Below are 13,943 nucleotides of genomic sequence, written 5' to 3'. Positions count from 1 at the left end.
ACTCGTTGAATAGTGCTGGGAGGGCCGATGTCGGACCAATCCTGAGAGCGGCCCCAATGACCGCTCGCAACCACAAACCAGTCTCATCGCTAATGCTGTCGGATGACGGCTTCGAGCCCGAAGCGGACGTGCTCGCTCTGTGCCTATCTCACCTCAAGTATGAGAACTTTCGCTCCAAATTCTGGCTCCGCCAAAAGGAGTAGCCTGAAGTCCGGAGACTGCTCCACGTCGCGAACGGCTGTGGTACCTTTCGTGGCGGAGTGTCGTGCCGAGAGGAAAATATGTTTAGAAAGAAAGCCTTTTCGTGCGAGCATTATAATCAAATGACCGCTTGAAATCAGGCTAAGGAAAAAATGAACGGCGCTCAATCACTCGTAAAAACCCTTTTGAACAATGGCGTGGATACAGTCTTCGCAAATCCCGGTACCTCGGAAATGCACTTTGTCGCTGCCTTGGATGAACACCCGGAGATGAATTGCATTCTTTGCCTCTTCGAAGGCGGAACGACGGGTGCGGCGGATGGGTTTTTTCGTATGAAACGTGATGTTGCCGGAACGCTGCTGCATCTTGCGCCTGGCTTTGGCAACGCATTTGCCAATCTGCACAATGCCAGGAAAGCGGGGTCCGGGATCGTGAACATCGTGGGTGATCACGCAACGCATCACCTCCGGTACGAAAGCCCTTTGAAGGGAGACATCCTCGGTATCAGCCAAGCGGTAAGTCATTGGACGCGAGTGTCATCCAATTCAACCGACGTGGCTATGGATGGAGCGGCTGCGGTTCAGGCTGCCCGGTCGCAAAACGGCCGGGTCGCGACGCTTGTCTTGCCTGCCGACACAGCTTGGAACGAAGCGAACGCAGCGGCAAACCTTTTGGACATTGGAGAAAGCCTCCATCGACCGTCAATAGGCGGCATAGCGGCCGCAGCAGCCCGTCTTATGACACCGAAAGCCGCGCTGATGATTGGCGGATCAGCTCTGTTTGGACCACAGCGTGCACTGGCTGGACAAATTGCCGCCGCTACGGGGTGCCGGTTGTTGGCCGAAACTCTGATACCTCGTATTTCCAAAGGCGCAGGAACAGCAAAGCTAGACCAACTGGTCTATCCGATATCGCCCAAGACCGTTCAGCTTGAAGCAACGTCTTCGATCACTCTGCTTGGCGCAGACAGGCCAGTCGCCTTTTTTGCCTATCCCGGGAAACCGAGCGTACCCGAACCTCCGTATTGCCCCATTACCGACTTGTGTACGCCCACAGATGATATCGAGTGGACGCTGCAAGCGCTCGCCGACGCGGTCGGGGTCACAAGCAAAACGGTGGCAGAAACCCATCCGCTCGATCTGCCGGACATTCCCAGCGGGCAGTTGACCCTCGAAAAAGTTGGTTTGGCGTTGGCAGCACTGATCCCGGAAAACGCGATCATCTGTAATGAGTCCGTGACGTCCGGGTTTCACGTCATTCCACCGACAGCCACCGCTCGACCGCATGAACTACTCGCTGGCACCGGCGGAGCGATTGGGCTGTGTTTGCCCTGCGCAACGGGTGCGGCCATCGCGTGCCCGGACCGACAAGTTATTGCCCTGACTGGGGATGGTTCGGCCATGTACACGCTACAATCTCTGTGGACTATGGCGCGAGAAAATCTCGACGTGACCGTTATTGTGTTTGCAAACCGAGGCTATCAAATTCTGCGCGATGAACTCACAAATGTCGGTGTAGCGAGCTATGGTCAGAATGCTCAGGCTATGTTTGACGTGGAGAACCCGACACTGGACTGGGTATCTCTGGCGAAAGGCCACGGTGTTCCTGGGACACGCGCAGATGACATGGACAGCTTTGCGAAGGCGCTCTCTGCCGGTCTCTCCAACGACGGGCCATCTCTGATCGAAGTTGTGTGTCCCCCGCCAGCATGAGTATTGTGACACGGAACCTGAAGAGCTGATGAGACTTGGGGTGCAAACTGCGGATCGGTATAAGTTGATGCTGTGAAAAGACTTTGCGATGGTTCAAACGGCGGCGAAGTTGCCGTTTTGTCCGCGCAGCGATCATTGACGAATTTTTGACCAGCGTCTGCTTTCGCCCAAAGGAGTCATTGAGAGCTGAAAGTTCGGTTTTTCGTGACCGAACGGCCGCTTAGCGGCGCTTAGCCGGAATCCGACAAAAACCGTTGGATGACTGCCTCGGGCCCAATACGGACATGAGTGCAAACGCGGCGAACGGCTGCTTCGAGCCCATTCTGTGAGATCGGTTTTCATGCTGCGCGCGCTCGCAGCGTGAAAAATTCTGTGTCCGTATAAATCTCGATGTTGCCACGCGGTGGGAAAACCAGCCATTCGTGCAGAGTGCGGCATGGATCAGAGGCCGAACCTGCACTTCAAGGAACAAAGAAGTGGCTGTATTTGGGTGCAGCTGCTGTTTATGCAGCATTTGTTCGCAATTGCAGAGATGTTTTAGTCGAGGGGCAGCCGTTCTATAAATGTGGCCGTTTTAGTCTCTTGATGCTGGCCATTTTCCAACTGTCGTTTCTGTTCCACTGCCCACATGTCAGATGTTAAGCGGCATGCGATAGGATATCCGGCCATTGAAATAAGCTGCGAGCTTCACTGGTCGGATTTTCAATAGCTTCCGGGATAGAAGGCAGGCCTCTCTCGACGTGCAGGACTGTCGTCAAGACGACATCGCCGTCTCGGTTATCTCAGGTCATTCGTGCGGCAATCAATGTGACCAGTTTTTGATGATCCATATCGAAGTTTCGAATACCTTCAGCCAGTTTTTCTGTGGCCATTGCGTCTTTATTCATGCGCCAACGGAAAGTCGCCTCATCCATTAGAGCTTCGGTGATCTCGCCCTTCTTATCGGGTGCAAGCACGCGCGCAAGCTGGCTGTGATCATTGCTCAATTCATCAAGCAAACTGGGTGCAATCGTCAGGTTGTCACACCCAGCTAAAGCCTTGATTTGGTCCGTGTTACGGAAGGACGCCCCCATCACGACCGTGCTTATCTTATTGGCTTTATAATAGTCGTAAATTGCGCTTACCGACTTTACGCCCGGATCGTCGGTTGGTGCGTAATGATCCCGGCCTTCATTCTTTTTGTACCAATCGGTAATGCGGCCAACGAATGGTGAGATCAAATATGATTTGGCATCGGCGCAGGCAACGGCTTGTGCCATGGAAAATAGAAGTGTCAGGTTGCAATCGATACCTTCCGCTTGCAGGGTTTCAGCGGCGCGGATGCCTTCCCATGTTGCAGCCAACTTGATTAGGATCTGGCTCTTATCGACGCCACGTTTTTTGTATTCATTGATAATGGCGCGCGCGCAAGACCGACCTTTCGGTATCAAACGACAGACAAGCTTCAACCTCAGTCGAGACGCGGCCCGGGACCAGCGCCGCAAGTTCAGCCCCTATTGCAACCGTCAGGACTTCGGTCACCTCTTCGGGTGTCATACCCGCAGTTTTGCCTGCCTCGATTTCGCGGGCGATTAAATCTTCGGATGCCGCATGTTCCAGAGCCTTGAGAACCAGAGACGGATTAGTTGTGCAATCAATCGGCTCATATGTCCGAACCGCCGCAAGATCGCCGGTATCAGCGACAACAGTTGTCATAGTGCGGAGTTGCTCCAGGACATTTGTCATTAGAGTATTCCTTCTTTGCGCCACGGTGTTGGCGGCAACGGCTAGAATAAGGTCGAACAGTCAGGGCTGAAACCAAAAGGGTCAATCTTTCCAAGCGTCTCTGAAGCTTTGCAAACGCGTTGAATAGAGGTCCGACAGCGTTGGATCTGCCGTGTAGGCCTGACGCACTTTTGACGGCATAAGGACGTCATCGGCGGTTGCATCGCCCGTTCCCAATATTGCGAGCCTCGCCGCGCCCAATGCGGCCCCTTGCGCGCCGCTGTCAGGCACATCAAGCGTCAGCCCAGTGATGCTCGCAATCATTTTAAGCCATACCGCCGATTGACTGCCTCCGCCTGCGACGCAGACTGAACCTGGGAGCGAGCCACACGCATCAAGTGCTGTACAGCAATCGGCGAAGGCAAAACCGACCCCTTCCATAACCGCCTGCACCATGTCGGCTAACGTATGATCGCGGCGCAGGCCGTGGAACGCACCTGTCGCGTTTGGGGCGTTATGGGGTGTGCGTTCGCCCGATAGGTACGGCAGGAACGTGATGGGGGAGGGTGCGCTAACGTCTGCCACGAGGCTGGACAGGGCCGCAGGCGTTTGGCCGGTGATCTGGCTAAGCCAAGCAAGCGCATCGGTGGCACACAGAATGACACCCATTTGGTGCCACGTCTCGGGCACCGCGTGGCAAAAACTATGGGCGGCGCTGTCGGTGTTGGTGGCGAACGTATCCGTCACCGTGAAGAGCACGCCGGATGTGCCCAGCGACAGAAAACCTTGACCGGGGTGCACAACGCCAAGCCCGCAGGCGGTCGCCGCATTGTCCCCCGCACCACCTGCGACAGCGACAGGGCCTGTGCCCCATTGCGTTGCAAGTTCGGCGCGTAAATCGCCCGCTTTTTCGCTGCCTTCAACCAATCGGGGCATGTGGTCGCGGGTCAGCCCCGTGGCCGCGAGCAGGTCATCGGACCAATCGCGTTTGGCCACATCGAGCCACAGGGTGCCTGCCGCATCCGACATCTCTGAGACGTACTCTCCGGTCAGCCAGAAGTTGATGAAATCTTTGGGCAGCAAAATTTTGCACGTCTTTGAAAAAATCTCAGGTTCGTTCTTTTGCACCCAACGCAGTTTCGGGGCGGTAAAGCCAGCCATAACGATGTTTCCGCCGATGCCGCGAAAATCTGCGCGCGCTTCAAGCTCATCGCATTCGGCAAGGGATCGCCCGTCGTTCCACAAGATCGCAGGGCGTAGCGGTTTATCATTGGCATCCAACAACGTCGCACCGTGCATCTGGCCAGACACGGCAATTCCCCGCAGCGCCGAAAATTCGGCGGGGACTGCGGCGCGCGCTTGGGCTATCGCGGCTTCACAAGCGGTGATCCAAGACAGTGGGTCTTGTTCGCTCCACATCGAATGAGGGCGCGCAACAGTGAGTGGGCCATGACCCTCAGACAAAACGTTTTGATCGCCATCAATGAGCAGCGCTTTGACACCAGATGTGCCGAGGTCTAGACCAAGATATGTCACGTGCGTCTCATTTTTTTGTTGGAAAAGGTGGCCACCGGCGGGACCGCCGATGACCTTGGGAGAGCTATTAGAACGGGCTATCAGGATAGTAGAAGTCCATCGCGTTCTCTTGCGTGATCAGGACCGACCCGATCACGAAGTCGCCAGACACAGGGGCGTTCGACGTCAGACCAACAGCCGTCAATTCAATCGCTGTTGCGATCATTGAAGGCGGATAAGTCACGTTGGCAGGGATCATTGCGTCGTCGTCGGCTGTCCGCTTAATCATTTCCTTCATACCAGCACCGCCAAGGACGAACTGCACATCATCACGACCCGCCGCTTCGATCGCAGCCAGAACACCAATGGCCATGTCGTCATCAGAGGCCCAAACAGCATCGATGTTGTCATACTTGGACAAGAAATCCTGCATCACAGTAAAGCTGTCGTCACGGTTCCAGTTGCCGTGCTCCATGTCCAGCACGTTGATGCCGGACCCTTCGATTGCGGCTGTGAACGCATCCACACGCTCGTTGTCGATGGTCGTGGGGATGCCACGGAAGACAACGATATCGCCGCCGTCAGGCATCTTGGACACCATGTAATCGCCGGACACTGTGCCAAAGCCTGTGTTGTCGCCTGCGACATACAGGTCCTCAATACCAGCGACAGACAGACCACGGTCAACAACAGTCACCCATGCGCCGCTATCTGCAACAGCCTGAACAGGCGGTGTCAGCGGGTCGGATTCAAACGGCAGAACAACCAGCGCGTCAATGTTGCGCGTGGCGACCATGTCTTCGATATCGTTGACCTGCTTGCCCGGATCGGACGCCGTTGCCAGAACGAAGTCGAGACCTGGATAGACCTCTTCGAGACGCTCGACAGTTTCAGCGGCGTGGAAGTTCATGCCACCGGCCCAACCGTGTGTCGCGGCGGGAATGGACACGCCGATCACCTTGACCTCGTGACCATCTGCAAATGCAGCTGTGCTCAGGGCTGTTGCCAGTGCTGTGGCAATAAATGTTTTCGTAAATTTCATGTTTGCTCCTCCCTTGAAGCGTTGGCTTGCAGCCTAAGATGCCGCCTTACGTTCACGCTGTAGGATCACAGCGAGAATGATGATGACCCCTTGGATCGCGCCGTTCAGGTAGGGCGACACAAAGTCGGTCAAATTCAAAATATTGCCGATCAGGCTGAGGATCAGCACACCGATCACAGTGCCCCAGACCCGGCCAAATCCGCCCTTCAGGACAGTGCCGCCGATGATCACAGCGGCGATGGCCTCCAGTTCCCACAGCACCCCAGTTGAAGCAGATGCCGAACCCAAGCGCGGCACATACATGATGGTCGCGATGCCCACCAAAATGCCAAGTGCGGCATAAGAAATCAGGCGCGTACGGCGCACGTTCACGTTGGAATAATGCGCGACATGTTCGTTTGATCCGGTGGCAGCACAGTGGCGTCCATAGGTGGTGCGCGACATGATGATCTCTCCGATAATCACGACAACCGCAAAAACGATGATCGGCCAGCTGATCCCAAGGATGCCGTCAAAGTAGACCGGGCGGTAAAACGTGCGCAGACCGAAATCGAGCGACAGCGTGCCCCCGTCGGCCAGCCACGTCACCAGGCTGCGGTAGATGCCCATGGAGCCGAGCGTGACGATAAACGCCTCAATCCCCAAGGTCGTGATCAGAAAGCCGTTCAAAAGCCCCGCAAGCATGCCTGCAATAATCGCGGTCAGCATGCCCAAGAGGATGATTGGGATGCCGATCCCCAAGCTTGGCAGCGCCGCGTTCATCACCAAGATCATCAGCCCCGCGATAAAGGCCGCCATTGACCCGACGGATAAATCCAAGCCCCCTGCGGTGATCACAAAGGTCATGCCCACCGCGATGATCCCGATAAAGGCAGAGCGCGCCAGAACGTTGGTGATATTGGCCTCACTCAGGAAATTGGAGTTCAACATCGCGCCGATGATCAACAAGACTACCAAGGCAATAATGGGGCCTAGCACGGACATCGACGGAAGACACATGCCGCCAGATTGAGGTGTGGTTGTTTCAGTCATCTGTTTCCCTCAGGCCATTTCCGGCGTTTTGTCAGTGCGCAATCCCATGGACAGGCGCACGATTGCGTCTTCATTAATGTCGTCGGGGGCCAACATGCCGCTGACAGCGCCAAGGCGCATGACCATGATCCGGTCCGCCAAACCGATGAGTTCAGGCATTTCAGAGGTGATCACGATGATCGCGTGCCCCGCATCTGCCAGCCTGCGCAGGAAGGCGTAAATCTGTTGTTTGGTGCCGATGTCGATGCCACGGGTGGGTTCATCGACGATCAAGACGCGGGGCTCAGAGAGCATGACCTTCGCCAGCAGCAGCTTTTGCTGATTGCCGCCGGACATATTGCCGACCTGCACATCACGGGTGCCCGCGCGGATATCAAATTCTGTGATTGCGTCGGTCAGGGCGGTTTCCTCGGCGCGGCGGTCAATCATGAAACCGCCGAATTTGTGCAAATTCGCCAGCGTCAGGTTTTCACGCATGCCGCGTTCCAACAACAGCCCGCGTAGCTTGCGATCTTCAGTCAAATAGCAAAGCCCCGCCTGCTGCGCGTCGCCGGGGCGTTTGAAACGGGCGGGTTTGTCAAACAAGGTAACCTTGGCGGCGCTTGCGGGGCGCAAACCTGCAAGGCCTTCCATCACTTCCGTCCGGCCAGAGCCGATCAACCCGCCGATCCCCAGGATTTCGCCCTGCCGCAAGGTGAATGACACGTCGCTTGCAAACCCTGGCACGCTCAGATTTTCAACCTGCAATACAACAGGCGCATCCGCCGCAACGCCCGGCTTGGTGGGATAGAGATCAGACACATCGCGACCCACCATTGCGGTGGCCATGGCATCCTCGCTCATCTCAGAGGTCGCGCCAGAATGCACAACATCGCCGTCGCGCATGATCGTTATGTGGTCCGAAATCGCGGAGACCTCATCAAGCTTATGCGAGGTAAACAAGATCGCTGTGCCCGCCGCGCGCAGGTCTGCGACTTGTTTGAACAACACGTCTGTCTCGCGGTTGGTCAGCACGGCGGTCGGTTCGTCCATGATCAAGACCCGCGCGTCGCGCGACAGAGCCTTGGCAATTTCGACCATCTGCTTTTCTGAATTGGACAGCCCAGAAACAAGCGCGTCAGGCGACACATCGCAGGCAACACGGGTCAGGTATTCCTTTGTGCGGCGGCGCATTTCAGCTTTGTCGAGCAGCGGTCCGCGTTTCAACTCCCGCCCCAGAAAGATGTTTTGTTCAACGGTCAACTGTTCGGCGAGGTTGAACTCCTGATGGATCATCACGATCCCCGCCGCTTCGCCGTCTTGCAGGCTGCCGAACTGCGCGGGGTGCCCTTCAAACAGGACATCGCCCTGTGTGGGCGGCTGATAACCCGCCAAAATCTTCATCGTCGTGGATTTACCCGCCCCGTTTTCGCCTATCAGCGCATGTACGCTGCCAGCATGCAGCGCAAGATTTACGCCATGCAGCACTTCGACAGGGCCGAAGCTTTTGCTGACATCTTGCAGTGCGACAAGGGGGCGGGTCGTCATAGCGTTGTCCACGCCGCGTTGCCAGCCGACGACGTGACGCAGGCGGTGATGAACCGCATTCCGTCGATGCCCGCCGAGATTCCGGGAAGGATGCCCATGGCTGTGGCGCGGTCTGTGCCATTTTGAGTTGCGCGGATCGCGTCCGCTGCCTCGTTATAGATCGTCGCAAACCCTTCAAGGTAGCCCTCAGGGTGACCGCCGGGGATGCGGCTGACGGCTTGGGATGCTTCAGTGGCACCCGCACCATTGCGCGTCAGCAAGCGTTTCGGTTCGCCATGCGGCGTGAACCACAGGTAGTTGGGGTCTTCTTGCGCCCATTCCAACCCGCCCTTTTCGCCGTATATCCTCAGTTTCAGCGCGTTTTCATTGCCCGGAGCCACTTGGCTCGACCACAGCATCCCACGCGCCCCGCCTTCAAAGCGCAGCATCATATGGGCGTTGTCATCCAACGTCCGTCCCGCGCCAAAAGATTGCAGATCAGCGGCAAGGCTTTCGACCCGCAAGCCGCTGACAAAACACGCCAGATTATGCGCATGCGTGCCGATGTCGCCAATGGACCCACCCGCGCCAGAGCGCGCCGGATCGGTGCGCCATTCCGCTTGTTTCAACCCTTCGTTTTCCATCGGCGAGGTCAGCCAATCTTGCGGGTATTCCGCTTGCACGATGCGCACCTCACCCAAGTCACCCGCAGCGATCATCTCACGCGCCTGCCGGATCATCGGATAACCAGTGTAGTTATGGGTCAGGATGAACAGCGCCTCGGCGTCCTTCACGGCTGCCTGAAGTGCGACCGCGTCGTCCATGGTCGAGGTAAGCGGCTTGTCGCAGATCACATGGATACCGTGGGCCAAGAACGCCTTGGCCGCGGCAGCATGAACGTGATTGGGTGTGACGATAGAAACCGCCTCGATCCCGTCGTCGCGCGCGGCCTCGGTCCTGGCCATCTCCTCAAAGCTGCCGTAGGACCGTGGAATGCCAAGCGCCTGCGCACTCGCTGCGGATTTTTCAGGGGAGGAGGACAAAGCGCCAGCAACCAGTTCAAACCGGTCATCAATGCGGGACGCAATGCGGTGGACGCCACCGATAAAGGCGTCATTGCCGCCGCCAACCATGCCAAGACGAATACGGGTCATCAGTCGATCCCCAACATTTTACGGTTTGCAGCGTCGTCTGTGCCGCCATCTGCGAAATCATCAAAGGCGCGTTCAGTGACGCGGATGATGTGGTCTTTGACGAACTGCGCCCCTTCGCGTGCGCCGTCTTCCGGGTGCTTCAGGCAGCATTCCCATTCGACCACGGCCCAACCGTCAAAATTGTTCGCAGCCATCTTTGAAAAGATTGCCCCAAAATCGACCTGACCATCGCCAAGGCTGCGGAAGCGGCCGGCGCGATCGACCCAAGGCTGATAGCCGGAATAGACACCTTGGCGGCCCGTGGGGTTAAACTCGGCATCTTTTACGTGGAACAATTTGATCCGGTCTTTGTAGATGTCGATATTGTCGAGATAGTCCATACATTGCAGCACATAATGGCTGGGATCATACAGCATGTTGCAGCGGGCGTGATTGTCGACACGCTCCAAAAACATCTCAAAGGTAACGCCGTCGTGCAGGTCTTCACCCGGGTGGATTTCGTAGCAAATGTTGACGTCATTGTCTTCGGCGTGGTCCAAAATGGGCCGCCAGCGGCGCGCCAGTTCGTCAAACGCTGCCTCAATCAAACCCGCTGGCCGCTGCGGCCATGGATAAACGTATGGCCACGCCAACGCTCCGGAAAATGACACATGGTTCTTGATCCCCATGTTGTTGGACGCAGAAATCGCCTTCATCATTTGATCCACAGCCCATTCCTGGCGGGCCTTGGGATTGTTGTGAACAGAAGGGTCCGCAAAGCCGTCAAAGGCTGTGTCATATGCAGGATGCACCGCGACCAGCTGACCCTGCAAATGGGTCGAAAGCTCGGTGACCTCAACGCCGTTCTCTTGCGCTTTGCCCTTGAATTCATCGCAATAATCTTTGCTGGATGCCGCTTTGGCCAAGTCAATCAAACGCGTATCCCAACTGGGCACCTGTACGCCCTTATATCCGCAATCCGCCGCCCATTTGGTGATGCTATCCCAAGAGTTGAATGGGGCTTCATCGCTTGCAAATTGGGCTAGGAATAGCGCCGGTCCTTTGATGGTTTTCATGGTCTTCCTCCCTGTCCGCTTACACGAAGCGATTGACGATATTTTCCAAGATTTCCTGGCGACCCGAACGCGGTTGCGGGTCGATGGGATCGGACGCAACTTGCGCTGCAATGGTGGCCAGATCACTGTCGAGCAACGTTTTACCGCCCGCGCTATCCCATCCGGCGTAACGCGCATTGCGCATTTCTTCCAATGTGCCGTCTTCGAGCATTGCGTGCGCCGCCTTAAAGCCCCGCGCGCAGACATCCATCGCCCCTGCGTGCGCCGCGATAAGGTCAACTGGGTCCAAGGATTGCCTGCGCAGCTTGGCGTCAAAATTTGTGCCACCAGTGGTGAAGCCACCCGCCTTGAGCACCTCGTAATAGGCCAAGGCAACCTCGGGGGCATTGTTGGGGAACTGATCGGTATCCCAGCCCGATTGGTAGTCGTTGCGGTTCATATCGATGGAACCAAAGATGCCAAGCGACGACGCCAGCGCCAGTTCGTGCTCAAAAGAGTGACCGGCAAGGATCGCGTGGCCTTGCTCAATGTTCATCTGAACTTCACCTTCCAGGCCAAATTCTTTGAGGAACCCGTAGACCGTCGCCACGTCGAAATCATATTGATGCTTGGACGGTTCTTGCGGTTTCGGCTCAACCAAGATCGCGCCTTTGAAGCCGATCTTATGTTTGTACTCGACCGCCATCTGCAAGAACCGGCCCGCTTGCTGGCGTTCACGTTTCAGATCCGTGTTCAGCAGGGTCTCGTACCCTTCACGCCCGCCCCAAAGCACATAGTTCTCGCCGCCCAGCTTATGCGTGGCATCCATACAGGCTTTGACCGTCGCCGCTGACCACGCGAAAATCTCAGGATCAGGGTTGGTGGCGGCACCGGACATAAAGCGGCGGTGGCTGAACAGGTTCGCCGTGCCCCACAAAAGCTTTGTCTTTGATGTCTGCATCTTGGTGCCGAAATAATCGATGATCTCTTCGAAATTCCGCAGGCTCTCGGCAAAGCTATCGCCCTCGGGGCGGATATCGGCGTCGTGCCAGCAAAAGAATGGTACGTTCAGCAAATCGAACATCTCAAACGCGACGTCGGCCTTCATTTTCGCCAAGTCCATCGTGTCGCCAAACCAAGGCCGCTGGAATGTCTCGGCGCCAAACGGGTCCCCACCGGGCCAAGCGAACGAATGCCAATAGGCCACGCCAAACCGCAGGTGATCTTCCATCCGCTTACTCGCAATAACCTCGTCGGGATTGTAGTGGCGAAACGCCAGATCGGCGCTTCCTGGTGCATAGGCCAAAGGAGAGATGTCTTTGAAAAAGTCAGTCATTTGTCTTGGCTTTCGTCAAATCGGTCAGGGGGTCGGCAGGCAGATTATCCCGCACGTAAATTGTTGGCATCAGGCCAGGCATCGGCGGCAAGTCGCGGTTATCGATTAAGGCGCGCAAAACGGTGAAGGCGCGACTGATTTCAACGTCGGGGCGCTGGTCGATCACTAAGTCAATCAAGCCTTCTTGCAGCGCTTGCCGGGAATGGGCGACCAATTCATGAACGACACAGAACGGCCGCCCCGACTGTGCCGCACCGATCGCTTGCACAAGCCCGCTGTTACCAGCCCCTACGTTATAAACAGCAGTGGTCTCGGGCTTACCCGTCAGAACCGCGTTGGTTTGCGACAACAACACAGCCGCGTCATCTTTGGTCATGATGGGGTCGCACACAGTGATATGCGGGTAATCTTTCGCAATGACCTCGCAAAAACCTTGCAAACGTTCGACGTGGTCGCGGGCGTCCATTGAACCGGCAAACGTCTGGATTGACCCGTTGCCGCCAGCGTGGGCCATGCCGACCATCCGAGCAGCCGTACGTCCGGCGACGATATTATCGATGCCGATGTAGGCGGAGCGGAACTGCTGCGGAAGGTCTGATACCAGACCAATGACCGCCACCCCCCGCTCGCGCAGCGCCGCCAGCGGCTCTTCAAGACGCTGGCTTTGCAGCCCAACGATGGCAACCCCATCGAGGTCTTTCTTCGCTAATTCGGCAATGCTGTCTTGCAAGCCCAAAACTGCAAAGGCTGCAACTTCGATTACCTCAACCGTCACGCGTTCAGCACTCAGGTGATCGGCCGTAAGCTGAATATGGTCATGGATGCGAGTAAAGAAAGCGTTTGATCCTTTCGGGATCAAGAATGCCAAGCGGTAGACGCGATTGCGCGACAAGTTCGCAGCGGCCACGTTGCGCACATAACCCAAAGCGGAGACTGCATCGCGGACTTTCTTGATGGATTTCGCGGCAACATTTCCACGATTATTTATGACCCGGTCGGCCGTGGCGTAACTGACCCCAGCAGCCTGCGCGACATCACTTAACGTCGGACTTGTCATGCTTCCTCCCCTCGCAACGAATCTCCCAATCGCTGCAGTGCCCCCATCAAAGGCGTCAAAATGCCATACGTCAATCATTTTTTGATAGACGTATGGCATTTTTCGAGTCGTACCTAATTCGGCGTGGCGGCCTTCGTGTATCATTAAGATTTGCACGGGACTTACGCTGATGATCTGTTTCGGATCCACCCCGGCATTCTGGTGTCAAAGCGCAAGAAAGACGTTCAAATCAGAACGCGCTTTAGTCACTCGTCCAACTTCGACAAGATCGCCTTCACAGGGTCTTGTCAGAAGAACTTGGCTTCAGGCGGGCAGGGCGAGCACTTAGCGTCGCAGGATGACAAAACGCAGCCCTTTTCGCTACTTCAAGACGAGCCCCGAGATCATTTGTCTGGCCGTCATGATGTATGTTCGGTTTCCGCTTTCGCTTCGCAATGTTGAAGATCTTTTGCACGAGCGCGGCATCGAGATCAGCTACGAAACTGTGCGTTATTGGTGGAACAGATTTGGCCCGATATTCGCGGCAGAGATCCGCAGAAACAGGGTCAATCGGATGCGATCTTATTCGAACTGGCAGTGGCATCTGGACGAGGTCTTCGTGAAGATCAATGGCGAGACGCACTACCTATGGCGGGCTGTGGATCACGAAG

The 13,943-nt window shown here is 56.3% G+C and carries 11 protein-coding genes and 1 pseudogene; 3 read left to right on the top strand and 9 right to left on the bottom strand.

The window, feature by feature from the left end; translation table 11 throughout:
* Nucleotides 1-203, top strand: a 203-nt coding sequence (locus DK510_RS23220; RefSeq protein WP_234998927.1) for a hypothetical protein, incomplete at its 5' end; no start/stop codon positions are given.
* A gap of 150 nt (nt 204-353) precedes the next feature.
* Complete coding sequence (locus tag DK510_RS05145; RefSeq protein ID WP_109311211.1) at nt 354-1,913, top strand: acetolactate synthase large subunit; 1,560 nt, start codon at nt 354-356, stop codon at nt 1,911-1,913.
* A 782-nt stretch (nt 1,914-2,695) separates the two neighbouring features.
* Here the strand turns inward: DK510_RS05145 and tal are convergent.
* The 9 genes and pseudogenes from tal to DK510_RS05100 form a co-directional block, all read right to left on the bottom strand.
* Nucleotides 2,696-3,608 (bottom strand): annotated as a pseudogene (gene tal, locus DK510_RS05140) (transaldolase).
* Nucleotides 3,609-3,719: 111 nt separating this feature from the next.
* A complete protein-coding gene (xylB, locus tag DK510_RS05135; protein WP_109311210.1) occupies nt 3,720-5,153 on the bottom strand; it encodes a xylulokinase in 1,434 nt (477 codons plus the stop codon).
* Nucleotides 5,154-5,220: 67 nt separating this feature from the next.
* The gene (locus tag DK510_RS05130; RefSeq protein WP_109311209.1) at nt 5,221-6,174 is read right to left on the bottom strand and encodes an ABC transporter substrate-binding protein; all 954 of its coding nucleotides are present in this window, start codon (nt 6,172-6,174) and stop codon (nt 5,221-5,223) included.
* 33 nt (nt 6,175-6,207) lie between these two features.
* Nucleotides 6,208-7,206 carry an ABC transporter permease gene (locus tag DK510_RS05125; protein ID WP_200833212.1) on the bottom strand — a complete coding sequence of 333 codons (999 nt, stop codon included), beginning with the start codon at nt 7,204-7,206 and terminating at the stop codon, nt 6,208-6,210.
* A gap of 9 nt (nt 7,207-7,215) precedes the next feature.
* On the bottom strand, nt 7,216-8,733 hold the full coding sequence (locus DK510_RS05120) for a sugar ABC transporter ATP-binding protein (protein ID WP_109311208.1): 1,518 nt from the start codon (nt 8,731-8,733) through the stop codon (nt 7,216-7,218).
* A complete protein-coding gene (locus DK510_RS05115) occupies nt 8,730-9,866 on the bottom strand; it encodes a Gfo/Idh/MocA family protein (RefSeq protein WP_109311207.1) in 1,137 nt (378 codons plus the stop codon). The genes DK510_RS05120 and DK510_RS05115 overlap by 4 nt, the downstream gene beginning before the upstream one ends.
* A complete protein-coding gene (locus tag DK510_RS05110; RefSeq protein ID WP_109311206.1) occupies nt 9,866-10,921 on the bottom strand; it encodes a sugar phosphate isomerase/epimerase in 1,056 nt (351 codons plus the stop codon). Before DK510_RS05110 ends, DK510_RS05115 begins: the two co-directional genes overlap by 1 nt.
* A gap of 19 nt (nt 10,922-10,940) precedes the next feature.
* On the bottom strand, nt 10,941-12,236 hold the full coding sequence (gene xylA / locus DK510_RS05105; RefSeq protein ID WP_109311205.1) for a xylose isomerase: 1,296 nt from the start codon (nt 12,234-12,236) through the stop codon (nt 10,941-10,943).
* The gene (locus tag DK510_RS05100; protein ID WP_160116450.1) at nt 12,229-13,482 is read right to left on the bottom strand and encodes a LacI family DNA-binding transcriptional regulator; all 1,254 of its coding nucleotides are present in this window, start codon (nt 13,480-13,482) and stop codon (nt 12,229-12,231) included. Before DK510_RS05100 ends, xylA begins: the two co-directional genes overlap by 8 nt.
* Nucleotides 13,483-13,630: 148 nt before the next feature.
* On the opposite strand from DK510_RS05100, the gene DK510_RS05095 reads away from it, so the two are divergent.
* On the top strand, nt 13,631-13,943 hold a 313-nt coding region (locus DK510_RS05095; RefSeq protein ID WP_160116449.1), incomplete at its 3' end, for a DDE-type integrase/transposase/recombinase.

This window comes from Ruegeria sp. AU67 (genome assembly GCF_900312795.1).
GTDB classification, from domain to species: Bacteria; Pseudomonadota; Alphaproteobacteria; order Rhodobacterales; family Rhodobacteraceae; genus Ruegeria; species Ruegeria atlantica.
Note: the sequence above shows the minus strand (reverse complement) of the source record. Positions and strands in the feature narration are given on the sequence as shown.

Excerpts from the sequence above, each read along its gene's own strand:
- DK510_RS05130 (WP_109311209.1), bottom strand. The coding sequence starts at position 6,174 with ATGAAATTTACGAAAACATTTATTGCCACAGCACTGGCAACAGCCCTG.
- xylA (WP_109311205.1), bottom strand. The coding sequence starts at position 12,236 with ATGACTGACTTTTTCAAAGACATCTCTCCTTTGGCCTATGCACCAGGA.
- DK510_RS05145 (WP_109311211.1), top strand. The coding sequence starts at position 354 with ATGAACGGCGCTCAATCACTCGTAAAAACCCTTTTGAACAATGGCGTG.
- DK510_RS05120 (WP_109311208.1), bottom strand. The coding sequence starts at position 8,733 with ATGACGACCCGCCCCCTTGTCGCACTGCAAGATGTCAGCAAAAGCTTC.
- DK510_RS05110 (WP_109311206.1), bottom strand. The coding sequence starts at position 10,921 with ATGAAAACCATCAAAGGACCGGCGCTATTCCTAGCCCAATTTGCAAGC.
- DK510_RS05115 (WP_109311207.1), bottom strand. The coding sequence starts at position 9,866 with ATGACCCGTATTCGTCTTGGCATGGTTGGCGGCGGCAATGACGCCTTT.
- DK510_RS05125 (WP_200833212.1), bottom strand. The coding sequence starts at position 7,206 with ATGACTGAAACAACCACACCTCAATCTGGCGGCATGTGTCTTCCGTCG.